A 25,270-nucleotide genomic window follows, 5' to 3' on the forward strand; every position below is an offset into this window, starting at 1 on the left:
TTGTTCAAAAATATTGAACAACAATATAAATTGAACAACAAATTACCAGGCCTGGTTATTTTTTAAAACGAAAACCCATCAAAATAATCAGAATCGAGGGTTTTTACTTGGTAGGTTTCTTTGGTACTAACACCTAGATTGTATTCAATCATTAACTCTGCGAGTGTTTGACCGTCTACTAATACTACTGATAAATTTAGGCCATTAACGGAGTCTTTAGCACCTTGCGAGAAATTAGAGGTGGTGATAAACACGCCTTTGGTCGCACCCTGACGCGTTAACGAGCCGATAAACTTATCTATTTCAGGGCGGTGAACGGTATTCTCCCAGCGTTTAGCTTGCAGATAAATAGAGTCTAAACCGAGTTTATCTTCATTAATAATGCCATCAATACCATCGTCGCCCGTGAGTTTAGTGGCTTGACCCATTTCTTTTCGCGCACCGCCATAGCCCATCGCAATCATTAAATCGACTACCAACTGTTCAAATGCTTGTGGTGTGACTTGTTTAACGTTTTCCAAAACCTCTTCGGCTAAACTTTGGTTTAAAGATTGATAAGCCTGTTGCAACTGTTCATCAGGGGTATCGGGTAATGCTTGATTAATTTCTTGAGCCGAGTCATTCGCTTTAGGTTTAACCGAATGAAACTCACGGAAACTTTCAAACTGTTTTAAGAACTTAACATTAATTCTTTCAGGGTTTTCAGCCAAAACAGATTGGCCTAATTCCGTAATTTGAATATGCGCTCGTTTAGGCGATTTAAGCAGGCCTGCTTTTTTAAGATACGTAATCGCCCAACCAATACGGTTTTTAATAATGGTTTGTTTGCCAGAAGGCAATAATTCAGCGCGCTGTTCTTCGGTGAGCTTGAATTCATCACTGATGTGATTAATCACATCAGCATTGCTCACCATTTCACCAAAAGTTAAGCAATTCATTACGGGAAGCATTACGCTTTGGAAATCAGGAATATTCACGGTTAAAACTCTTTACGGTTAAACAAAATGTTTACTTTATGAAACAAAACATGCATAATTGCACTTAATACGCCCGGCGCCTCTTCACTTTTTGTGTACGCGTCGGTTTTCATTTCTACTGCCACAAATTCCAATCTTGCCAATTTTCAGTCGTTCCCAAATCAGACAATTTAACCGCTCCATTTTCAGGAAATGTCGCTAACAATTCTTTAAATCTATTTGACCAAGTTGAATTTGGACATATCACGGTCAACATTTGTTGCATTAGGCAAAAATAGTAAAAAGCTCTGGCATTGTTTTGCATTTGCCAATCGTTATCTTTCTGCCAAACCTTAGCACGCTCCAAGATATTAATATTCCATAAGCGACTATGGTGAGCAGACACATTACGAACAAAGTTTAGACCTCGTAACCAGCCTGCAAATTCTTGACCACTTGCAATGCCATATTTACCCGCTATTTGATCTTGATCGGCGACATTCAAACCCGAAAACAATTTGGACAGAGCACCAAAATCCCAAATCTCGATCGCCACCCAAATTGGCATTTCTGATATTTGTTCAAATAGTGCGCTACAAACTGTTCTTTTCTAGCACGATGAACAAACCCATGATATTTTTCGAGCCATTCATCATGGCGTGTTTTCCCGGAATGTTTCAGAACTTTCTTTGCAAAATTACCATGTAAGCATGCTGAGTTTTCATGAGCATAAATATCTCTTTTACCTAACAGATAAGCAATATCAACGCGAATAGCCAACTCAATACGCTCTAACGCATCTAAAGCCAATAATCTTAAGCGTTTATCAAAAACATACAGCTGAACAACTTCTTCAAATCGACTGCCTTCAATAAAACGGTTATTGCGCTGATAACTCAAACCGCCTTGCAAAGTAATTTCCAACTCTCGAAACGGATAAAAATAACCACTCAACCGATAATAACCAACGCGTTCTAGGTAATCCAATGCAGCCTCATCATTTTCAACAATCAACCCTCTCTCTTTTAATAAAGCCAGTTGATCATCAAATGATTTCCATTCTTTAGTTCTACTCATAAAAGCTCACCCTTAAACGCCGAGGCGAGGATGGTTTGTTTTTGTTGTTGGGCTTGAGTTAGTTTGGTTTCGATTTCTTTCATTAAGCGGTCGGCGGCGGTTAGTTTTTCTTCGACTCTTTGAACTACTTCCTTTTGCTCAGCCTCTGAAACTAATGGAATTGAGACCGTTTCTAAAATTGCTAGGTTAATATTTTTTTGTGCCGTAGCTGGTGCAAATTTTTCTAAATCATTTTTTACAGTTCTAATAAAGAACTCTACAAACTCTACATTTATAGTGTCATTAATTGGCAAAAAACCGACTACACTGTCTGGGAAACAAGCTTCAAAATCAAGGATTGCTGTATCTGCAATATTAGCTGCAATAGTTATACACAAAGTACCTTTTGGCCATAAACGGCTTTGGGATAATCCTTTTTCGGAATAAGTCTGGGTATAGGTTTTCACCCATCTATTTGCATGACGAATATCACCCGTTTGTACAAATGGATACTTGCCACCGTAAAGTGAAGGATCATTTCTTGGTCTATGTTTAGATTTCCCTCTATTCAATTCTCCAATTTGCGGAAGAGTTACCCATACCCATTCCTCAGGTATTACAGGTAACAACTCGACATTAGAAGGCTTAGGTTCTTTATATTTTTCTTTCCATTTTTCGTTTTTGGGTGGTTTGCCTTTGGCTTGGAATTGTTTTAGTTGCTGTTGTTCCCAGCGTTGGCGGCGTTCTTTTAGGATGCGTTTTAGGAGTTGGTTGGCGGGTTCGATTTTGGTCGCTCCCGGCGTCGTGCCTCCCGCGACATTTGAACATCCCTGTTCGGCATTGGCATTCTGTTCCCGCCAGTCTTTGGTTAACTCGCCGGTGACGGCCGCTTTTAGGATGGATTGGCGGTACTGTTTGAGTTTTTGTTTGGCGATTTTTAGGCTCTCAATGCCCGCATCAATATGCGAAAACAATTCTTCAATTTTCGCTACGATTTGTTTTTGTTGGGCTGGTGGTGCTACGGGTACAAAAGTTTCTTTAATTATTTGCTGATTTATATTTGGTTGCGCACCACCTTGTCCCTGCTCTATAAGCTTCTTTTTAATGCTTAACAAATAATAGAAAAGATATTTCGGCTCAAAGCTTTCTGGCAACGAAATTCCACATATTGCTTGATTTGTTGACGCCGAAACCCCAAGAATGGATAGCTTACCAATGGTTGCACCATACATTGCAACTAACACGGTATTTGGGTTAAACATTTTTGCACTAGACTTTTGAAGGCCAAGCTCTGATATATATTCATCAACTTTATACAAAATTCCGTTATTCAAATCCCCGGACTTCACCCAAGGTACATCACCGTTATAAAACTCAGGATTGCCTCTCTTTGGTGTCCCACCACTAGTCGTAGTCCCAAAATCCTTTATTGCCAACCACTTCCAACCCTGAGGAAGTTTTTCAAAATGATTAATATGATTCATTATTCAAGCAGTTAAGTATCCATTAAGTTTTAAATTCTACATTCCTACCCTTAAGCATGGGAATGAGGTTGATTCGGGGCGCAGGCTTTAGCCTGCTTCTCTTTATTTTGAGACTCTAGAAGGCTAAAGCCTTCGCCCCTGTGTTGTTTGTTTCGTCAATGTTAACGCTTCGTGTCTTCGTGACTTCGTGGTCAAAAATTTACAAACTTAGCAGGCCTGCTTACTTTCAAATTGATTTTCTTTACGCAATTAAATAGCCGTTAAGTTCTTGTATTATGGTATTCAGTTCTTTACCAAAGAGCTTTCTAGCTTTGATTAGGCCACCATCTTGATTAAAGGGTGTGTATTCAAAGTCTTCTAATGTCATTTCGGCATTGTGGGCAATTTGTTCTTTGATTTTAGTGAGCCAGTTAAGTTGTTCGTCCGTAAAGTTTGCGCCTGCATTAGCCGTTTGAGTTAACCAGGCCTGGTAATTTTGATTAACCGTTATTTCAAAGGGTTCGAGTTGGTTTTTTTGTTGGGTGGCGTAGCGAATCAGGCTGACTAAATTGGTCAGTAACTCTTTGGCGGGTACACCTTTCACTTTGTCTTTTTGCAGTTGCTCATAGGCCTTCCAGACTTCGAGTGGCGCGATATTATACGGTGGTTGTTTGATTTCGTCGGTGAGTTGTTCAATTAAATCGTAACTCAGATGGCGCTGTTGGTAGGGCTTTTGGTATATCAGCGTAATGGCGTCAAGCTCGTCTTGATGGTCTTTTATAAATTGTTGCCAGTTGGAGATGAGCTGTTCGGCTTTTTCACTGTCATAACCTGTGCCTTCAACCAAAATATCGGCAGAATCGTCAATTAATTGTTCGGTGTCTTTTCTAAGCTCTTCAATCAGTTCGCGCAGATCTGGATTGTGGAAAGGTTTAACCAAATCATTGGCTTGGGGTTGAAAACTTTGTTGTATATCTTGATCGGTAATGTCGTCTTCAATTTTGCCCGTTTTGATACAGGCCTGTTGAATTAATATGTCTTCATTGGTGGCGTGAATCAATTCACCGGCTAATAGAGCTAGAGGCTTGCCAGCCATTTTGCTGATTTGGGCACGTTGTTTGTCAGAGAGTTTTAAATCTAAGCGAATCAGACGATTCCCCAAAGAACGCAAGCTGTCAGAGTGACGTTCCCCACGGGCGATTTGTTCCATGAGTTTAAAGGTGGAAACGGAGGGTTTGGTTTCTAGGGATTTGGATTCGGTTTTGTCGGTTTCGGTGACTCCGACGGCATCCACCAGTACAAAACGGGTTTTGGCAATGGCATCGGGCGTGACTTTTTGTAGGCTGTCGGCATCAATCACGCGGGTACCACGGCCTTTCATCTGTTCGTAATAGGCTTGGCTTTTGACATCACGCATAAACAAGACACATTCCAGCGGTTTAATGTCGGTACCGGTGGCAATCATATCAACGGTAATGGCGATTCTAAAACGGGGGCTGGTACGGAATTCGGCAATGGTTTCATCGGCGACTTTTTTACCGACTTTATAGGTGACTTTTTTGCAGAACTCATTGCCTTGGTTAAAGACTTCGCGCACCGCATCCATAATACGGTCGGCATGGTCATCGTCTTTGGCAAAGATCAAGGTTTTGGGAATCCATTCCATATGCCTCTCCAAGCCTTCGCCTTGCCAGTTTCTTTCTGGAAAACATTCTGGCAAACAGCGGTCTTTAAAGCCTTGAATAATGGTTTTGACTTGGTTGGGCGCAATCACACTGCGGTCAATTTGGGTGGCTTGGTAAGTTTCTTCTTCATCCAGCGTTTGCAGGCGTTTGGCTTTGGTGAGTTTGTCACGCATTTGCACGGTGGTGCCGGCGTCTAACGTATTGCCCTCTTCGGAAAGCTCGGTTTTGATGCGGTAGATGTCATAACCGACATTGACCTTATCGACAATGGCGTCTTCATGAGTGTATTCCGACACGAGGTTTTGCCCAAAGAATCCAATGGTTTTTTTGGTGGGCGTGGCGGTTAGGCCAATGAGAAAGGCATCAAAATAGTCCAGCACTTGGCGCCATAGGTTGTAGATAGAGCGGTGACATTCGTCAATAATGATTAGGTCAAACTGTTCAATGGGAATGGCGGAATTGTATTGAACCTCTTTGGCTTTTTGATTGGGGTTGGTATCAATTTCATAACCTGAATGCTCTTCGGTTTCATCATCCAATTCATTGCCACTAAGTTGTGAGTAAAGACGTTGAATGGTAGAGATGGTGACTTTGATGTCATCGCCAATACCAGCGGTACCCAGTTGGTTGACGTTATACAGGCTGGTGAATTTACGGCCGTCATTGGGTACGGTGTAGTTTTGAAATTCTTTTAGAGCTTGGCGTCCAAGATTACCGCGATCCACTAAAAACAGCACACTTTTGGCTTTGGCGTATTTTGCCAAACGATACACTTCCGTAACAGCGGTAAAGGTTTTACCCGCACCCGTGGCCATTTGCAGTAAGGCACGAGGTTTGGCTTGTTTTAAACTATGCTCTATGCCATTAATGGCATCAATTTGACATGCACGCAATCCTGAAATATCCAGGCCTGGTAGGGTTTGTAAACGTGCTCTTAAAGTATCTGGCTCTTGCAACCATTGAAGTAGCGTTTTGGGCTGGTGAAAGTGAAACACTTCTCGAGAGCGCGGCATGGGATCGCGTTCATCACGAAAACGAATCTCGTGATTAGTAGCTTCATAGAGAAATGGTAGTGGCTCACCCTCTTCTGCCCAGCGTTGAATGAATTTGGTATTAGAAGTGGCATAACGCCCAGATTGCTCAGCAACGCCGCCTAATGATGTGCCTTCACGCTTAGCTTCGATAATGCCGCAGGCTTTGCCATCAATAAAGAGCATGTAGTCCGCAGGCCCAGTGTCAGTATCCATTTCTCTAACCGCTATGCCTAAGCCAGCGTATAGATTCAGCTTAACTTTGTCTTGAATTAGCCAACCAGCCTGCTCTAATTTTTGATCAATCTCCTGACGAGATTGGCTTTCATTCTGGGTAAGCACATTCATCAATAACAATAAACCTGTAAACACTCACTAAAATCAATTTATTGAGTATACAAACTTTTTACATTAATAAGTAAAAAATACCATTAAAACACCATTAAAACATCCAATATAATCATTACTGCTGTTTTTGATTGAACCATATTACTTTTTCTTTTTTAGATAAGTCATAAATCCATAGCTTGAGACACGATTGATTTTGGCTAGAAATAAATGTAATACATTACATACTAATTAACGACGTTCGGGCTCATAACCCGATGGATGAGTACTATATTTTAGGTATAAAAAAACCAGACATCTCATAAGAGAATATCTGGTTTTAGAATGTGGTAGCGGGGGCTGGATTTGAACCAACGACCTTCGGGTTATGAGCCCGACGAGCTACCAAGCTGCTCCACCCCGCGACAATTTTTAATTCGTAACGTTTCCGTTTCGATGGGGCGTATTATAGGGGGTTACAGAAATATTACAACCCCCTAATATGCTTTATTTCAGTTTATTTATACTTTGTTACTTTTGATGAATTGTTTGAGGTTGTAGCGATAAATAAAACCAGGAAAAGCAAAGATAATAAACATAAATAATGTGATGGTATAAAACTCCCAACCCTGCTCTGCGACGTGTCCCATCGTCTTATTTTCTAGAGCATAGGCAAAAAAACCGGTAACAATAAAATATAAGAACCATTCCGCTAAATTTATCCAAATAGATTTCTCTGGGACTTTCAAAAAGATAAAGAGTCTATTTGATAGTATAAATGGAATATTTGACAGAATAATTGCGGTGACTAATAGTAACCATACAGCTTGTGATGAATCCATGATATCTCCTAAACGTAAAAAGTCCGCGTATTCACGGGCTTTTTTATAAACAAGTCTTTGAGTTATATTGCCTTTAAGCTTTCATAACACAAATCAATTAACGAACTGGGCACTAAACCTAATATTAGTAAAGATAAAGCGAAGAAGCTGACAGCCCAATTTGCACCTGAACTGGTAGTTTCAATACGTGATTCATTTTCAGGTTTATCAAAATACATTGCTTTAACCACTTTCAAGTAATAGAAGGCACTGATTACCGCCATAATAACAGCAATAACAGCAATCCAAGTAAAGCCTGCTTTAATCACTTCTTCTATAACAATAATTTTTGCCCAGAAGCCAATGAATGGTGGGATACCTGCCATTGAGAAAAGCACTATTAACATCATAAATGCTAACCATGGATTACGCGCATTCAAACCTATAAAATCAGATATTTTATCAAATTCGTTTCCTGTTTTAGAAAGTGCGACAATCATACCAAAACCGGCAACACCCGTAATTGCGTATACAATTACATAAAACATAGCTGCGGAATAACCTTCAGGATTCGCTGCAATAACACCTAATAATATGAAACCTACATGCCCTATACCCGAATAAGCCAACATACGTTTTAAGTTGTCTTGAACAATTGCGACAAGCGATCCAACTACCATCGATAAGATTGAAATCATAATAATAAGTGATTGCCAATCTTCTACCAGGCCTGGTAGAGCTTCTTCGAGTAGGCGGTATAGCATAGCAAATGCTGCTATTTTAGGCGCGGTTCCTAAATAAAGTGTAACTGAAGATGGTGCGCCTTGATAAACATCAGGCATCCACATATGAAAAGGAACGGCTCCAAGCTTGAAAGCTAAACCAATAACAACAAAAACAACACCAAATGAAAGTACGACCCTATCAACGTTACCTGATGCAATGATCTGCGCCATTTCTGGGAAAGTAATTGATCCCGTTGCACCGTAAATCATAGAAAAACCATAAAGTAACATACCCGTTGCAAGCGCACCCAATACAAAGTATTTCATGGCGGCTTCTAAGCCTTGGCTAAAGTCTTTTCTTAGAGCAATCATTGCATACATGGCAAGTGACATAATTTCCAATCCAATATACATGGTAATCATGTTATTCGCAGAAATCATGACGAACATACCCAGTACACCAAAGAGTCCTAGGATAAAAAATTCACCCGTATAGAACTTGTGTTGTAAAAGATATTCGCGTGAGAATAAGAAAATACCCAAACTGACAACAATGGTAAATAACTTAAGAATATCAGCAAAGCTATCACGAACAAAACTGCCATCAAAAGTAATCACTTGAGTAGTGGTGAAGCTACTTAAAATTAAATAGCCAACAACAACAAGTGTAATTTGAGTTGCATAATAAGTTGCAAATTGGAAACGCTTTGACCAAAAAGTATCTGCGACCAAAATAAAGGAAATAAGTCCTAAAAGCACCATTTCAGGGATAGCTGGTGCAAATGATGGAATAACAAAATTCATATTAATAATTCACCTATATCCGTTTACAGTTTTGATGTTGTGGCTTGAACCAACAGGTTAGCGACAGAAGTGTGCATCACTTCCATTATTGGAGCAGGATAAACACCCAAACCAACCACGGCTACTGCTAGGATTGCCATAATGGCAAACTCACGTTTGTTTAAATCAGTCAATTGTTCAACATTTTCATTGGTGATAGGGCCAAAATAGACTCGTTTAACCATCCATAATGTATAAGCTGCACCAATCACTAGTGTTAATGCTGCAAGCGTACCAAACCATAGGTTTGCTTTGAATGAACTGATAATAACCATAAATTCACCAACGAAACCAGAAGTACCAGGCAACCCGACATTAGCCATAGAGAAAAGCACTGCGAAAAAGACAAACCATGGCATTTTATTGACTACACCACTGTAAGCTGAAATCTCACGAGTATGCATACGATCATAAAGTACACCAATAGCTAGGAACATTGCCCCTGAGATGAATCCGTGAGAAATCATCTGAACCATTGCCCCTTCCATACCAACTTGAGCTCCTTGAAGAGAACCGGTTTTTTCAAGAATATCGTATAGCACGAACATACCTAAGGTAACAAATCCCATGTGAGAAATTGAGGAGTAAGCGACTAATTTCTTCATATCACTTTGCACCATGGCAACAATACCAATGTAAACAATGGCAATTAGCGATAGACCAATTACTAACCAATCTAGCGTCATAGAGGCATCTGGCGTAATGGGTAGACTAAAACGAACAAAACCATAACCACCCATCTTAAGCATAATGGCTGCTAGAACAACTGAACCTGCCGTTGGCGCTTCTACGTGAGCATCAGGTAACCATGTATGTACTGGAAACATTGGAATCTTTACTGCAAATGCAATTAAGAACGCCAAGAATATTAAGATTTGTACTGTCATCCCTAATTGCATTGCTTGGAAGTCTAAGATTGCAAAACTTCCGGATTGGTAATACATATAGATGAATGAAATCAACATGAATACCGAACCAAAGAAGGTGTACAGGAAAAATTTCATAGTGGCGTATACACGACGTGGACCACCCCATTTACCAATAACAATAAACATTGGAATCAGTAACGCTTCCCAAAAGATATAGAACAGAATAGAGTCAAGTGCCACAAAGACACCAACCATAATACCACCCATAATTAAGAAAGCACCCATGTACTGCTCGACGCGCTCTTTAATTACATCCCATGCCGAAGCAATAACTAGTACCTGGGTAAATGTTGTTAATAATACCAATGGCATTGAAAGACCATCTACCGCCAAATGGTAGTAAATGTTAAACATAGGTATCCAAACAACTTTTTCTTCAAATTGCATGGCCGATGTTGTGGTGTCAAAATCAGTCCACAATGGTATTGAAAGAATAAACGTGACCACCGCGACCGCGAGTGATAACCATTTTGCTACTGCATCGTTATTACGACCAGCAAATAAAACCAGTAAACCACCAATAATTGGTAGCCATACCAGCGTGCTCAAAATAGGATAGCTTGAAAGCATGTATTCTAATCCCTTCTCTTATTCTTCTTAATTACCACAGAGTCCAAACTAGCATGGCTAGCAGACCAAAAATCATCACGAACGCGTAGTGATACATTAAACCTGTTTGGGACTGGCGCAAAGCAGCCGCCGAGTTAGCAACCGCCATAAAGGTATTAGTTACCATACCGATATCAATTAATTTAGAATCAACTGACTTAGTAAAGAAACGACCTAACTTCTGCCCACCTTCAACAAATACGATTTCATTTAAACGATCAAAACCATAAGCATTGTCTAGCACATAGTAACCTCTAGGGCACATTGACTTAAGCTTACCGGGAAGACTAGGCATTTTGATATACATCAACCACGCTAAAAATACACCTGATAAGGCTAGCAATACAGGTAATGTCATAAAGGAATGAACAATCATGTTTACGACACCATGATAATGATGTTCAAACAGAGATAACATCACATCATTTGCAGGCAAAATGAATAAAGAGTTACCAAAATATTCGCCACTAAACATACCCTCAATTAAAGGTAACCCCATTACCGCTGCTGGAATAGCTAGTAGGACTAATGGAACGGTAACTACCCATGGTGACTCTTTGATATCATGCGTTTTAACGTATTCACTCTCTTCACCATGGAACACAAGGAAGAACATACGGAAGCTATAAAAAGCAGTGATAAACACGCCCATCAATAGCAAGGTATAAGAGAAAGTTGCTCCAAAACGTTCTGAAGCGTCAACAGACATTAAGATACTATCTTTAGAAAAGAATCCTGAGAAGCCTGGGAAACCAATAAGTGCTAATGAACCAATTAACATAGCGGCATAGGTAATAGGCATATATTTACGCATACCACCCATTTGACGAATATCTTGAATGTGGTGCATCGCTATGATGACCGAACCCGCCGCCAAGAAAAGCAATGCCTTAAAGAAAGCATGAGTCAATACATGGAACATACCTGCAGCATAAGCTGAAGCTCCCATAGCAGCGGTCATATAACCCAACTGTGATAATGTTGAGTAAGCAACAACACGTTTAATATCATTTTGAATTAAGCCTAGAAGCCCCATCATAAATGCGGTTAAAGCACCAATAACTAATACAAAACTTAAGGCCGCTTCGGAAAGCTCGAATGCAGGTGATAAGCGTGCCACCATAAAGATACCAGCCGTAACCATGGTTGCGGCATGGATCAATGCTGAAATAGGTGTAGGACCTTCCATTGATTCTGGTAGCCATACATGTAACGGCATTTGAGCCGATTTACCCATAGCACCAATAAACAACAGAATAAGCATTAGCGTAATCATTGACCATTCAACACCAGGAAAGACTTCAATCATGACGTCTTTATTAGATGCAAGCTGAGCAAAAAATTCGTTGTAATCCATAGTATTGAAATAAACGAATACCAAGGCAATACCAAGAATGAAACCAAAGTCACCAACGCGGTTGACTAAAAAGGCTTTTAAATTAGCTTGAATTGCTGATTCACGTTTCATGTAAAAACCAATCAACAAATAAGACACTAAACCTACCGCTTCCCAACCAAAGAATAATTGTAAGAAGTTATTTGCCATAACCAATGAAAGCATTGAAAAGGTAAATAAAGAGATATAACTGAAGAAACGCTGATAGTAAGGGTTGTCATGTGCGTAATCTTCATCGTGATCCATATACCCAATGGTATAAATATGAACCATCAATGATACAAATGTAACCACTAACATCATCGTAGCTGAAAGCTCGTCAATCATGAAACCAAGTTCGAACTTGACTCCATCACTGACTAACCAAGTATATAAGCTTGCGTTATAAGCTTCAGCGCCTTTTAAAACAAATTCAACAAATACGTAAGCGGCCAAAACCATTGAAATGGCAACACCAGTAATTGTTGAATAGTGCGCACCTTTGCGCCCAACTTGTCTACCAAATAGACCGGCTACTAATGAGCCGACCAGTGGTGCAAGAAGAATAACAATAAGAATCGTATGCAACATCAACAACTACCCCTTCAGTGATCCAAGATCATCAACATTGATGCTCTTACGATTACGGAATACTAAAACAATTATAGCCAAACCAATTGCAGCTTCTGCAGCGGCAACGGTTAGGATAAAGAAAACAAAAATTTGTCCGGTAACATCATTTAGGTAGTGTGAGAATGCGACTAAATTAGTATTAACAGCTAACAGTAGTAATTCAATTGCCATAAGAAGAACAATCACGTTCTTACGGTTCAAGAAGATACCCGCCATACTAATCATGAACAGTACAGCCCCAAAGATTAGATAATCTGATAATGCGATCATTTGTCATCCTCCTCTTTAGTAACAATATCTTTTTCTACCACTGCTTCCATCTTAACCATACGGAAACGATCAACAGCCAAAGTCTTATTTTGCTTATCAATATCTTGATAAAGGACTTCTGTCGTTGAACGACGTCTAAGCGTTAATGCAATAGCAGCAACAATCCCTAATAAAAGAAGTACCGCAGCTAACACAAATGCATAAGCATGTTGGGTATAGAGTGGGACAGCTAAAGCAACAGTATTACTATAATCAGCAGGTTGAATAACTGGGTTACCTGTCACCTCTAGTCCAAAATGTTCTGGCCCCAATACCATATACATTAATGCAAATATTGCAATTGCGGCCATTGCACCTAATGGTAAGTACTTGGTAAACCCCTCCTTAAGTATCGCCATATTGATATCCAGCATCATGACGACAAAAAGGAAAAGAACCATTACCGCTCCTACGTAAACCAAAATTAAAACCAAGCCTAAAAATTCAGCTTGAGCCATAATCCAAATACCCGCTGTCGAAATAAATGCAAGCACTAACCAAAGTGCGGCTTTCACGGGGTTTTTAACAGAAATCATCATCAGTCCAGCAACAGTTGCAATTGTCGCCAGCAGATAAAAGATGAATTGTTCAAATGTCATAGCAATCTCTCTTTCTATTAACGATATTTTGCATCTACTGCTCGATCGGCAGCGATTTGCTCTTCATGTTTATCACCAAATGCCAAAAGGTCTTCTTTAGTACGAATATGGGGGCCACGCTCGTGGAACTCATATTCAAAAACACGGGTTTCAACTACCGCATCTACCGGACAAGCTTCTTCACAAAAACCGCAGTAAATGCACTTAAACATGTCGATATCGTATTGTGTCGTTCGACGAGTACCGTCATCACGCTCTTCTGATTCAATCGTGATTGCATTAGCAGGACAAACAGCCTCACATAACTTACAAGCAATACAACGCTCTTCCCCATTTTCATAACGACGTAACGCATGATGCCCTCTAAAACGAGGAGAGATAGGCGTTTTTTCTTCAGGATAACGAACCGTTATCTTTCTTTTAAAAAAGTATTTACCTGTAACTGATAGCCCTTTGAAAAGCTCAGTAAGACCCCAGGTTTTAATTTGATGTTTTATAAATTTACCCATGTCAGCCTCCATTAATTAAACCAAGGACCAAAGCTAAAGTACTGCATTGCGCCAACAACAAATACCCAAACAATGGTTAATGGAATCAATACTTTCCATCCAAGTCGCATTAGTTGGTCATAACGATAACGCGGGAATGTCGCTCGTAACCACAAAAATACGAATAATAAGAATGATACTTTAAATGCCAACCAACCCAATTGCGGAACCCATGCAAACATAGGCTCTAAAAAAGGAATTCCTTCAAAAGGTGATAACCAACCACCTAAGAACATAATTGAGGTCATGAATGAGATTAAAATCATCATTGCATACTCAGCTAACATGAATACACCAAATGTCATACCAGAGTAATCAACATGAAACCCTGCCACAATTTCTGCTTCACCTTCTATGACATCAAAAGGGGTACGATTTGTTTCCGCCAGACCAGAGATAAAATACACAAAGAACATAGGTAGCAATGGTAATAAGTACCAATGAAAGAACCCGCCTTTTTGGCCGTTAACAATTTCAGTTAGATTCATACTTCCAGCAATCATCAATACAGTAACAAGGGCAAAGCCCATTGCAATTTCATAAGAAATTTTTTGCGCTGAACCTCGTAAAGCACCTAAAAAAGCATACTTAGAGTTAGATGCCCAACCCGCAATAATCGTTCCGTAAACAATAATAGAAGAGACGGCTAAAACGTATAAAACCCCAGCATTAATATCTGATACCAGCATACCTTCAGAAAAAGGAATAACCGCCCAGGCGGCTACAGCAGGGGCCAAAGCTAAAACCGGTGCAATAATAAATAGGTATTTATTAGATTGCGCTGGGAAAATAACTTCTTTTGTCATTAACTTTAGCGCATCAGCAATAGGTTGTAATAAACCAAGAGGACCTACTCGGTTAGGTCCCATTCGTACTTGCATAAAGCCAATGACCTTACGCTCAGCGTAAGTTAACCAAGCAACCACTAACATAATCGGTAATACAACTGAAACTGCTTGTAAAACAAGCGTGATAACAATTGCTAACCAGTCAAATAAAAAGCCAGATAAAAAGGCTTGTAGTGCATCAAACATCTATTTACCCTCTTCCCATTGTTTCAATATTAGCATCTGGAGTCGCCTGTAAAGATGGTGAACGACGTACAATAGCATCTACTTGATAAGGAGAAACTAAAGTTGATTCAGAATCATTATTTTTAGATGGCAACTCACAATTTAAATCACTTAAATTCGTTTGCATAATTTGATTATCAAGTACATCAGCCAAAACTTCATTTGAGTGAGTGTATTCAAAACCATCAATATTAAACATATTGCCTAATACGCGAATTATTTTCCACGCAGCTTTTGCATCACCTTTGGGTTCAACAGACATTTTAAAAGACTGTTTTAGTCCTGTTGCATTAACAAAAGTACCGGCCGTTTCGGCAAATGTAGCAATCGGTAACATTACGTCAGCATAATCACGCTGGAATTCACTATCAAAAGCGGTTAAATTTACAACAAATTCTGCACTTAACATCGCATTTTTTGCAGCCTCACTATTTGAGCTATCGGCTTCAGGTTCAATGTTCATATTGATAAAGGCTTTCATACCATCCTTTAACATCTGAGAACAATTTTTACCTGTCTTTGGTAAAAAGTTAACTAAATGAGCACCGACTTCATTAGCAGATAAAGGCAATATACTGATTTGAGAATCAGTGGCATCAGCAATAATCGCTGATAACTTTTGAATAACTGTGTAATCAGCGTGGCTTTGCGAAATTTGACCTAACATAAGACTCGAGTTAGATGAATCAAGTAATGTTTGAGCGATTTGTTTTTGTTCATCTGTTGCATTAATTGCATTTAACCAGGCCTGGTCTAAGCCTTTTAAATCGTAGGCTGCTTTTGCAATACCTGCTAAATTCAATACCATTCCATCATCATTATGTTGATTTGAAACCTTGTAGTTAAACGTTAAGTCCATTGGATTAACAACAAAAGCCTTACCACCAGCCTGTATCGCTTTACGAACACGATGATTAAGAATAGGTAACTCTTTACGTAAGTAAGAACCAACCATTAATACTGCATTTAACTTTTCAACATCCGCCAATTTATGCTTTAAATAAGGGGTATTAAATCCTTGTTGATCTGCGTTGAAATCAACTTGTCGATGTCTATAATCTAGGTTTTCAACTCCTAAACCACGAGCTAGTTTTTGCAATAAATGTAATTCTTCAACCGTTGAATTTGCAGACGCTAAAACACCAATATCTTTAGATGTTTTAAGTACATTTTGGAGGCCTGAAACAGCAAACGCTAAAGCCGTTTCCCAATCAGTAACTTGCCATTTGCCATTCTCGCGAATCATTGGTTGAGTTAAGCGGCTTTCACAATTAACCCCTTCATAGGCAAAACGATCTCTATCTGATAACCAAACTTCATTAATTGATTCATTTTCATTAGGAACAACACGTTTTACGTCTTGTCCTTTAGTGTGAATGATAATATTTGAGCCTATGCTGTCATGAGCAGCAATTGACTTGTGAGATTTTAATTCCCAAGAACGTGCCGTGTAACGGAATGGTTTAGATGTAAGAGCGCCTACTGGGCACAAATCAATCATATTTCCAGACATTTCAGATGTAATTGATTTTTCGATGTAAGTACCAATTTCCATCCATTCACTTCTACCAGTTGCTCCTAACTCCATCATTCCGGCAATTTCTTGGCCAAAACGTACGCAGCGAGTACAGTGAATACAACGAGTCATCTCGGTTTTAATTAATGAACCGGTTTCTTTGTCACTTACAACACGCTTGCTTTCCGAATAACGGGAAACATCATCCCCATAATCCATAGAAACATCTTGTAATTCACACTCACCACCTTGGTCACAAATTGGACAATCCAGAGGATGGTTAATCAACAAAAATTCCATAACTGATTTTTGTGCAGCGATAGCTTTTGCCGACTTAGTATGTACCTTCATACCATCAGTAACTGGAGTCGCGCAAGCTGGAAGAGGCTTCCATGCGCCCTCTACTTCTACAAGGCACATACGGCAATTTGCGGCGATAGAGAGTTTTTTGTGGTAACAAAAACGGGGAATGGAGATTTGAGCATCATCAGCAACATCTATTAACATGTCACCTTCATGAGCTTCAATAACTTGACCGTTTATTTCAACTTTTACCATAATTATTAACCTAAAATTTCTTACGTATTTACCGGCACCTAATCAAAACGATTAAGTACGATCGAAAATACTACATCCATGCTCAATGTAGTGTTGGAATTCGTGCTCATAGTGCTCTAATGCACTGGTTAACGCAATTGTTGCCGCATCACCTAAACCACAGATAACATTACCCATAATTTTTCCTGATACATCCTTAAGGGCATCGATGTCTTCTGGACGTCCTTTACCCTCAACAATGCGTGTTAATACACGATAAAGCCAACCCGTACCCTCTCGACAAGGGGTACATTGGCCACAAGATTCATCCCAATAGAAATGGCTCAAGTTTTGCATAGTTTTAACCATGTCAGTTTGATCATCCATAATAATGACCGAACCAGCACCTAAGAAAGAACCTGCTTTAGCAATTGAATCATAATCCATATTCATTGCCATTGCTTTTTCAGCAGGAATAATGGCTGTTGATGCACCACCAGGAATGACCGCTTTGAATTCGCGTCCTTTCCATATTCCACCTGCTAATTCAAGAAGATCTTTAAATGGGGTCCCCATTCTAACTTCAAAGTTACCAGGCGCATTAACATGCCCTGATACTGAATAACATTTTGTTCCACCGGCGTTTTCAACACCAAGATCATTAAACCAATCACCACCTTTAGCCAAAATCATAGGAATTGAGGCTAAGGTTTCAGTATTATTGATTGTAGTTGGCTTACCATACAAACCATAACTTGCTGGAAATGGTGGTTTGAAACGTGGCTGACCTTTTTTACCTTCAATAGACTCAATTAAGGCTGTCTCTTCACCACAAATATAAGCACCCGCACCCAAGTGGGTATAAAGATCAAAATCCCAGCCTGTGCCTAAGATATCTTTACCTAACAAGCCCGCTTCTCGAGCTTGATTAATTGCGTTATCAAAACGCTTATAAGGTTCCCAGAACTCACCACGAATATAGTTATAACCTGCTGAAGCACCAATAACATAGGCTGCGATTGCCATACCTTCTACTAAGGCATGTGGGTTATAACGTAAAATATCACGATCTTTAAATGTACCTGGCTCGCCTTCATCGGAATTACATACAATATATTTTTGTCCCGGTGCAAAGCGGTTCATGAAACTCCACTTCAACCCTGTAGGAAAACCAGCTCCACCACGCCCTCTAATATTAGAAGTCTTTACTTCTTCAATAATTTCGTTTGGTTCAATTTCACCAGCTACGACTTTCTTCCATACTTCGTATCCACCATTGGCGATATAAACATCAATATCCCAAGAATTTTCTAGGTGATTTAAACGGAAACAGTTTTCATTTAATGCGACCATTTATTTCTCCCACTCAGTTAACAGCAAGTCAATTGCTTGGGGTGTTAGATTCTCATGATAATCTTTGCCAACCTGCATCATTGGAGCACCACCACAAGCACCTAAACACTCAACCATTTTGATTGAAAAACGCCCATCTTTAGTTGTTTCACCTGGTTTTATTCCCAGCTTACTCTCTAAATGGGCCAGAATTTCATCACGACCTCTAAGCATGCAAGAAATACTATTACAAATGCAAAGCTTGATTTCTCCAACTGGAGCATGCTCATAGTTACCGTAAAAGGTCGCTACTTCATAGACTTCCATTGGGGTAATTTCTAAATAATGTGCAATTTGGTCCATTAGGTCATTGGTTAGATAACCATTATGACACTCTTGAACAATACGTAATGCGGGCATTACCGCTGACTTTTTTTGGTCTGCCGGATAGTTTGCAATCCACTTGTCAATACGGGACTTAACATCACCCTGTATAAAATTAGTTGTATCTGTCATTACCGAACTCATCGATCCACCTCTCCGAATACAATATCTTGGGTACCTATGATTGAAACTACATCAGCAATCATATGACCTTTAACCATTTCATCTAATGAAGCAAGGTGGGGGAATCCTGGTGCTCTAACTTTCATACGATAAGGCTTATTGGCTCCATCAGAAACCATATAAATACCAAATTCACCTTTAGGATGCTCAACCGCTGAATAAACCTCATTTTCAGGTACCGTATACCCTTCGGTGTAGAGTTTAAAGTGATGTATTAACGCTTCCATATTCGATTTAGCATCTTCACGTGAAGGAGGCGCAACCTTATTATCAGATGACATCACTTCACCAGGATTGGCCTTAAGCCAATCAACACATTGCTTAATAATTTTGTTTGATTCACGCATTTCTGCAACACGAACCAAGTAGCGATCATAACAATCGCCTGTTGCACCAACAGGTATATCAAATTTCATTTTGTCATACACTTCGTATGGTTGTTTTTTACGTAAATCCCACTCAATACCTGAACCACGAAGCATTGGACCGGTAAAACCTAACTGTAAAGCTCTTTCAGGAGAAACAATACCAATATCCACAGTACGTTGTTTCCAGATACGATTATCTGTTAGAAGGGTTTCATACTCATCAATATAGCCAGGGAAACGCTCGGTAAAAGCTTCAATAAAATCAAGCAACGAACCTTCACGGGTTTCATTTAATTTATCGAGTTTTTTGCCAGAGTTCCATTTGGAAGCTTCATATTTGGCCATCGTATCTGGTAGGTCACGATATACGCCACCTGGACGATAGTAAGTCGCGTGCATACGGGCACCAGACACGGCTTCATAGCAATCCATTAGGTCTTCTCGTTCGCGGAAGGCATAGAGGAATACGGTCATAGCTCCGATATCTAAAGCATGCGCCCCAAGCCACATCAAATGGTTCAGTACGCGAGTAATTTCATCAAACATTACACGAATATACTGAGCACGTTCTGGAACGTCTACGTCTAACATTTTTTCAATCGCCATAACATAAGCATGCTCATTAGCCATCATAGAAACATAATCAAGACGGTCCATATAACCAATAGACTGGTTATAGGGTTTAAATTCAGCTAGTTTTTCAGTACCACGATGCAATAGTCCAATATGAGGATCAGAACGAACAATCGTCTCACCATCCAGCTCTAAAACTAGACGTAGCACTCCATGCGCTGACGGATGCTGAGGACCAAAGTTAAGAGTATAGTTACGAATTTCAGACATTTTTATTCCTAATTACACGTTGCTAGGCGATTGCTTACGAATCACACGAGGTACATTTACTCTATTTTCTATAGAGACAGGTTCGTAAATAACACGACCTTTATCTGCGTCGTAGCGCATTTCAACATTTCCAACCAGCGGAAAGTCTTTTCGAAGAGGATGCCCAACAAAACCATAATCAGTAAGAATTCTTCGTAAATCTGGATGCCCTTTAAATAAGATACCAAATAAGTCAAAGGCTTCACGTTCAAACCAATTTGCTACACTCCAAATATCCATAACACTATCTACTGTAGGCATTTGAGTCGTTTCTGGATATACCTTGACACGAATTCTTTGGTTATTTGAGACAGAAAGAAGGTGGTAAACGACTGCAAAACGCCTTTCCATTGAATCGGCTTCTGAAGAATCATCTTCAGCAAAATCAAACACTCCTCGGCTAAAACCACTGTTAACCGCTGTCATCGTTTCCCAATTTGCTTGGCCATAATCTAAATAATCAACACCACAAAGATCAATAAGCTGTTCAAAACCTAACCCATCTCGTAAATGTTTAAGAGCATTAAAAGCATTGCTAGGGGCAACTTCAATTGTTAACTCATCTAATGCGATATTAGAAGAAACAACAGAATCACCTAGCTCTTTATTAACATTGCTTTGTAAATCTAATACTGACTGTTTCATAGTAATGTCTACTTTCTTTAATTCTTATCGAGCAATGGTATTGGTACGTTTAATTTTGTTCTGTAACTGAACAATACCGTACAACAAAGCTTCTGCCGTTGGAGGACATCCTGGAACATAAACATCAACAGGGACAATTCGGTCACATCCTCGTACTACGGAATATGAGTAGTGGTAATAACCACCGCCATTTGCACAAGACCCCATTGAAATAACCCAGCGTGGTTCAGCCATTTGGTCATAAACCTTTCTCAAGGCGGGTGCCATTTTGTTAACCAATGTTCCAGCCACAACCATTACATCTGATTGTCGAGGACTCGGTCTAAATATAATTCCAAAACGATCTAAATCATATCTAGATGCACCTGCATGCATCATTTCTACTGCACAGCAAGCTAAACCAAACGTCATTGGCCACAGAGACCCTGTTCGCGCCCAGTTGATTAACTTATCCGCAGAAGTGGTTACAACCCCTTCTTTTAAAACGCCTTCTACTCCCATTCCAGCGCTCCTTTTTTCCATTCGTAAATAAACCCAACAACCAATAAAGATAAAAACACACCCATGGCTAATAAACCAAAAGTACCAACTTCATCTAAAACAATCGCCCACGGGAATAAAAATGCAATTTCTAAGTCAAAAATAATAAATAAAATCGCTACAAGATAAAAACGTACATCAAACTTCATACGAGCATCTTCAAAAGCCTCAAAACCACACTCATAAGGTGAGTTCTTTTCTGCATCTGGCTTTTGCGGACCTAATAGATATCCGATTAATATTGGACCTACCCCAAAAAGGGCTCCTAGCACGATAAATACTAAGACAGGAAGATAATTTTCTAGCATGGGTTTTAGACCTCGTCTAGGTTTAATTCGCTATCACATCAATGCAATAGCATAAAAATATGGTGCCGATGGCCGGAGTCGAACCGGCACAGCTTGCGCCACTACCCCCTCAAGGTAGCGTGTCTACCAATTTCACCACATCGGCAGTAAACTTTTTATTCAGGGACAACTGGCGCTTTATTGTCTTTTTCAACTTTAACCTGTTCTACAGGTGTCTGGGTAACACTTTGGTAACCCTTAGCTTGCTGACTGCCTATATAAGCTAGAACCAAGCTTGTAATAAAAAAGATTGTTGCTACTACAGCCGTCATTCTTGATAGAAAAGTAGCTGAACCACCACTACCAAATACAGACTGTGAGGAACCACCACCAAAGTTAGCCCCTGCATCTGCTCCTTTTCCGTGCTGCACTAAAACAAGTGCAATAAGAATAAGAGCAATAATTAAATGTATTGTTAATACAATTCCAAACATGTTTAACCCGCCGCTTTACAAATTGCGATGAAATCGTCTGCATCTAATGATGCACCACCAATTAATCCACCGTCGATGTCTGCTTGACCAAATAACTCTTTAGCGTTACCTGGTTTTACACTTCCACCATATTGAATAATTACTTTATCTGCAACAGCAGAATTTAACGCAGCTAACTTGCCGCGAATAAAAGCATGAACTTCTTGAGCTTGTGCAGGAGAAGCAGTAACACCAGTACCGATAGCCCAAACAGGCTCATATGCGATAACAATTTGTGCAAACGCATCGATTCCCACTAAATTTATAACGGCATCTAATTGAGTTGCAATAACCCCTTCCATAACACCCGATTCACGCTCTTCCAGTGTTTCACCAACACACAGAATAGGTGTAACATTGGCTTCTAAAGCAACTTTAACTTTCTGCGCAATCTCAGAATCTGTTTCACCGTAAATAGCTCTGCGTTCTGAATGACCTAAAATCACATAATCACAAGCAAAATCTTTTAACATCTCAACAGAATTTTCACCGGTATAAGCGCCTTGAATAGGCTCAACAGCCATATTCTGTGCTCCTAACGCTATCCCTGCACCTGAAAGTACTCGTTGAGTGTAGTCAATATAAACTGCAGGTGGACAAACAGCGACATCTACATTTTCAAGTTGGTCAGCTTTAGCATTTAGCCCTGTTACCAAGCTCAAAATAGACGCTTTTGAACCATGCATTTTCCAGTTCCCTGCGACAAATGGCTTTCTCATTTACTAATCTCCAACACAAAAGTTTTACAATATTAGCTTTTTCTTTTACTAAAAACAATATTGCATTTTTATGAAATTTCTGATTCCACTACATTAATTAATTCATTTGCTAACAATTCAACTAACTCTGCATCAGCACCTTCAACCATAACTCTTATTAACGGCTCAGTACCGGAAGCTCTTACCAATACTCGACCTTGGTTGCCAAGGCGTTGTTCTGCTTGAGTTATTGCATTAATCAGCACTGATGACGCCATAATCTTCTGTGCATCATCAACTCGTTTATTCTTTAAAATTTGTGGATAAAAAGACACTTCACTCGTCAATTCGGCCAATGATTTCCCAGTAGTAATTAATGCCGATAAAACTTGTAATGATGCAACAATTCCATCTCCCGTTGAAATTTTATTTAAACATAAAACATGACCCGATGGCTCTGCGCCAAAATTCAAATCATCCTCTACAAGTTTTTGCATAACATAGCGATCACCGACCTGTGACCGGTGAAAATCAATACCTTTTTCTTTAAGTGCGTTTTCAACACCAAGGTTACTCATTACCGTTCCAACAACACCTTTAACCATTAACCCTGAATGCATTGCTAATATATAAAGAATTAGATCACCGTCAACAACCTTGCCATACTCATCCACCATTACGACTCGGTCGCCGTCACCATCATAGGCAATACCCAAGTTTGCTTTTTGTTTTAACACTTCTTTTTGCAAACTTTCTACATGCGTGGCTCCGCATTCATCATTAATATTGATTCCGTTAGGCTCAACCCCAATCGTAAACACTTCGGCGCCTAATTCTTCAAACACATGAGGAGCAATATGATAGGTTGCACCATTTGAACAATCTAAAACAATTTTAAACCCATCAAGCTTAATCTGCGGGTCATAAGTACTCTTACAAAACTCAATATATCGTCCAGCAGCATCATCTATACGCCTTGCTTTTCCAAGTAACTCAGAAGGCACTACTTCTATCTCTTCTTCAAAAGCCGCTTCAACTTCTAATTCTATTTCATCACTAATCTTTTTACCCTGCGATGAAAAAAACTTAATTCCATTATCATGATGAGGATTATGAGACGCACTAATAACAATACCGGCATCAGCATGAAAAGTTTGCGCAAGGTAAGCAACTGCTGGCGTTGGCATCGGCCCTAATAACATCACATCAATACCTGCTGCAATAAATCCGGCTTCTAAAGCAGATTCAAACATGTAACCTGATATTCTGGTATCTTTACCAATCATTACCTTAGACTCACCACGAGCCTTCATCACCTTGCCTGTTGCCCAACCCAACTTAAGAATTTGATCAGGACGAATCATGCCTGACCCTACTCGGTTACGTATTCCATCTGTTCCAAAATACTTCTTCTTTACGTCTTCCATTAAAACCTTCTAACTTAAGTACTAGCAATCAAATCTTTTCAATAAAAGCTGGCCTGCTATGCATTCAAATGACTGATAACTTTAAAAGAATCCACTGTAGGTCCAACATCGTGCACTCTAACAATTTCAGCGCCTTTAATTCCAGCTAAAATCGCTGCCGCTACACTACCATGCAAACGACCGCTCATATCTACGCCACCTAAGATTTCACCAATCATTCGTTTACGCGAAACGCCAGCTAAAATTGGGTAACCTAAATTTACAAATTCAGACATCTCTACAAACAGCCGTTCATTATGCTCTAAAGTCTTACCAAATCCAAATCCGGGGTCTAATATTATCCTGTTTTTTTCTATACCAGCCTTTTCACAAGCTTCTACTCTTTGCAATAAAAAAGACCTTACTTCATCAATCACATCATCATATGAAGGAGCAACCTGCATATTGGCTGGCTCGCCCTTTTTATGCATTAAACAGACACTAACGCCCGCTTGAGCAACACATTCAACTGCACCCTCAGACTGTAAAGCATTAACATCATTAACAATACTAGCTCCTGCCTGAATGGACTCATACATAACTTGTGTTTTATAAGTATCGATTGAGATAGGGACATCAAATCGTTGAGTCACCCACTCAATAACTGGCAACACTCTATTCAACTCAACATCTAAAGAAACTATGGCTGCACCAGGCCTGGTAGATTCACCACCAACATCTATTATATCAACCCCTTCTTCAATCATGTTTACAACTCTTACTTCCATGAGCTTTTGAGAGATAAATAACCCTCCGTCAGAGAATGAATCGGGAGTCACATTTAATATCCCCATCACCAAAGGAGTACCAGGCCTGGTTAAATGTTTTGTTTGTAATTCTTTTTTTAAATCAAACATTGAGGCACACTCTTTTTAAAAAAATATATAAAATCATATAAATAACTAATTATGAGATTA

22 protein-coding genes, 2 tRNA genes and 1 pseudogene are annotated in these 25,270 nt (G+C 39.6%); all 25 read right to left on the bottom strand.

The features are described 5' to 3' along the window. Positions 1-62: 62 nt before the first annotated feature. Entirely contained in the window at positions 63-977 is a 915-nt protein-coding gene (locus tag BS34_RS0107200) for a restriction endonuclease (protein ID WP_029407858.1), read from the bottom strand. A 115-nt stretch (positions 978-1,092) separates the two neighbouring features. Then, positions 1,093-2,033: pseudogene (locus BS34_RS13120) on the bottom strand (Abi family protein). Beyond that, a complete protein-coding gene (locus BS34_RS12610) occupies positions 2,030-3,496 on the bottom strand; it encodes a restriction endonuclease subunit S (RefSeq protein ID WP_051640737.1) in 1,467 nt (488 codons plus the stop codon). Before BS34_RS12610 ends, BS34_RS13120 begins: the two are co-directional and overlap by 4 nt. A gap of 241 nt (positions 3,497-3,737) precedes the next feature. Next, positions 3,738-6,539 (bottom strand): type I restriction endonuclease subunit R, encoded by a 2,802-nt coding sequence (locus BS34_RS0107220; RefSeq protein ID WP_029407860.1) that lies wholly within the window; start codon positions 6,537-6,539, stop codon positions 3,738-3,740. Positions 6,540-6,866: 327 nt separating this feature from the next. Further along, positions 6,867-6,943 (bottom strand) — tRNA-Met (locus BS34_RS0107225). A 96-nt stretch (positions 6,944-7,039) separates the two neighbouring features. Continuing rightward, the gene (locus BS34_RS0107230; protein ID WP_029407861.1) at positions 7,040-7,360 is read right to left on the bottom strand and encodes a DUF2818 family protein; all 321 of its coding nucleotides are present in this window, start codon (positions 7,358-7,360) and stop codon (positions 7,040-7,042) included. Positions 7,361-7,422: 62 nt separating this feature from the next. Beyond that, complete coding sequence (gene nuoN, locus BS34_RS0107235; protein ID WP_029407862.1) at positions 7,423-8,868, bottom strand: NADH-quinone oxidoreductase subunit NuoN; 1,446 nt, start codon at positions 8,866-8,868, stop codon at positions 7,423-7,425. A gap of 23 nt (positions 8,869-8,891) precedes the next feature. Then, positions 8,892-10,406: an NADH-quinone oxidoreductase subunit M gene (locus tag BS34_RS0107240; protein WP_029407863.1), complete on the bottom strand. Its 1,515-nt coding sequence runs from the start codon at positions 10,404-10,406 to the stop codon at positions 8,892-8,894. Between the two features lie 31 nt (positions 10,407-10,437). After that, positions 10,438-12,411 carry an NADH-quinone oxidoreductase subunit L gene (nuoL, locus tag BS34_RS0107245; RefSeq protein WP_038126312.1) on the bottom strand — a complete coding sequence of 658 codons (1,974 nt, stop codon included), beginning with the start codon at positions 12,409-12,411 and terminating at the stop codon, positions 10,438-10,440. 6 nt (positions 12,412-12,417) lie between these two features. Beyond that, positions 12,418-12,723: an NADH-quinone oxidoreductase subunit NuoK gene (gene nuoK, locus BS34_RS0107250; protein ID WP_029407865.1), complete on the bottom strand. Its 306-nt coding sequence runs from the start codon at positions 12,721-12,723 to the stop codon at positions 12,418-12,420. After that, positions 12,720-13,361, bottom strand: a complete 642-nt coding sequence (locus tag BS34_RS0107255) for an NADH-quinone oxidoreductase subunit J (protein WP_029407866.1) — start codon at positions 13,359-13,361, stop codon at positions 12,720-12,722. Before BS34_RS0107255 ends, nuoK begins: the two co-directional genes overlap by 4 nt. 17 nt (positions 13,362-13,378) lie before the next feature. After that, entirely contained in the window at positions 13,379-13,870 is a 492-nt protein-coding gene (gene nuoI / locus BS34_RS0107260; protein WP_029407867.1) for an NADH-quinone oxidoreductase subunit NuoI, read from the bottom strand. 11 nt (positions 13,871-13,881) lie between these two features. Beyond that, positions 13,882-14,943, bottom strand: coding sequence for an NADH-quinone oxidoreductase subunit NuoH (gene nuoH / locus BS34_RS0107265; protein WP_029407868.1), 1,062 nt, complete (start codon positions 14,941-14,943; stop codon positions 13,882-13,884). A gap of 4 nt (positions 14,944-14,947) precedes the next feature. After that, a complete protein-coding gene (nuoG, locus tag BS34_RS0107270) occupies positions 14,948-17,056 on the bottom strand; it encodes an NADH-quinone oxidoreductase subunit NuoG (RefSeq protein ID WP_029407869.1) in 2,109 nt (702 codons plus the stop codon). Positions 17,057-17,107: 51 nt separating this feature from the next. Next, positions 17,108-18,388 (bottom strand): NADH-quinone oxidoreductase subunit NuoF, encoded by a 1,281-nt coding sequence (gene nuoF / locus BS34_RS0107275; RefSeq protein ID WP_029407870.1) that lies wholly within the window; start codon positions 18,386-18,388, stop codon positions 17,108-17,110. Continuing rightward, entirely contained in the window at positions 18,389-18,895 is a 507-nt protein-coding gene (nuoE, locus tag BS34_RS0107280) for an NADH-quinone oxidoreductase subunit NuoE (RefSeq protein ID WP_029407871.1), read from the bottom strand. It abuts the gene before it with no gap. After that, positions 18,892-20,145 (bottom strand): NADH-quinone oxidoreductase subunit D, encoded by a 1,254-nt coding sequence (locus tag BS34_RS0107285; protein ID WP_029407872.1) that lies wholly within the window; start codon positions 20,143-20,145, stop codon positions 18,892-18,894. Before BS34_RS0107285 ends, nuoE begins: the two co-directional genes overlap by 4 nt. A gap of 12 nt (positions 20,146-20,157) precedes the next feature. Next, entirely contained in the window at positions 20,158-20,829 is a 672-nt protein-coding gene (locus BS34_RS0107290) for an NADH-quinone oxidoreductase subunit C (protein WP_029407873.1), read from the bottom strand. Positions 20,830-20,853: 24 nt separating this feature from the next. Then, a complete protein-coding gene (locus BS34_RS0107295; RefSeq protein WP_029407874.1) occupies positions 20,854-21,330 on the bottom strand; it encodes a NuoB/complex I 20 kDa subunit family protein in 477 nt (158 codons plus the stop codon). After that, positions 21,321-21,677 carry an NADH-quinone oxidoreductase subunit A gene (locus BS34_RS0107300; protein WP_029407875.1) on the bottom strand — a complete coding sequence of 119 codons (357 nt, stop codon included), beginning with the start codon at positions 21,675-21,677 and terminating at the stop codon, positions 21,321-21,323. The genes BS34_RS0107295 and BS34_RS0107300 overlap by 10 nt, the downstream gene beginning before the upstream one ends. Before the next feature lie 60 nt (positions 21,678-21,737). Beyond that, positions 21,738-21,822 (bottom strand) — tRNA-Leu (locus tag BS34_RS0107305). A gap of 10 nt (positions 21,823-21,832) precedes the next feature. Next, positions 21,833-22,150 carry a preprotein translocase subunit SecG gene (gene secG / locus BS34_RS0107310; RefSeq protein ID WP_029407876.1) on the bottom strand — a complete coding sequence of 106 codons (318 nt, stop codon included), beginning with the start codon at positions 22,148-22,150 and terminating at the stop codon, positions 21,833-21,835. Positions 22,151-22,152: 2 nt separating this feature from the next. Continuing rightward, positions 22,153-22,908, bottom strand: a complete 756-nt coding sequence (tpiA, locus tag BS34_RS0107315; protein ID WP_029407877.1) for a triose-phosphate isomerase — start codon at positions 22,906-22,908, stop codon at positions 22,153-22,155. A 68-nt stretch (positions 22,909-22,976) separates the two neighbouring features. Next, positions 22,977-24,314: a phosphoglucosamine mutase gene (gene glmM / locus BS34_RS0107320; RefSeq protein WP_029407878.1), complete on the bottom strand. Its 1,338-nt coding sequence runs from the start codon at positions 24,312-24,314 to the stop codon at positions 22,977-22,979. 56 nt (positions 24,315-24,370) lie between these two features. Continuing rightward, positions 24,371-25,210, bottom strand: a complete 840-nt coding sequence (gene folP / locus BS34_RS0107325; protein ID WP_029407879.1) for a dihydropteroate synthase — start codon at positions 25,208-25,210, stop codon at positions 24,371-24,373. Between the last annotated feature and the right edge of the window lie 60 nt (positions 25,211-25,270).

This window comes from Thiomicrorhabdus sp. Milos-T2 (assembly GCF_000702325.1).
Classification (GTDB): Bacteria; Pseudomonadota; Gammaproteobacteria; order Thiomicrospirales; family Thiomicrospiraceae; genus Thiomicrorhabdus.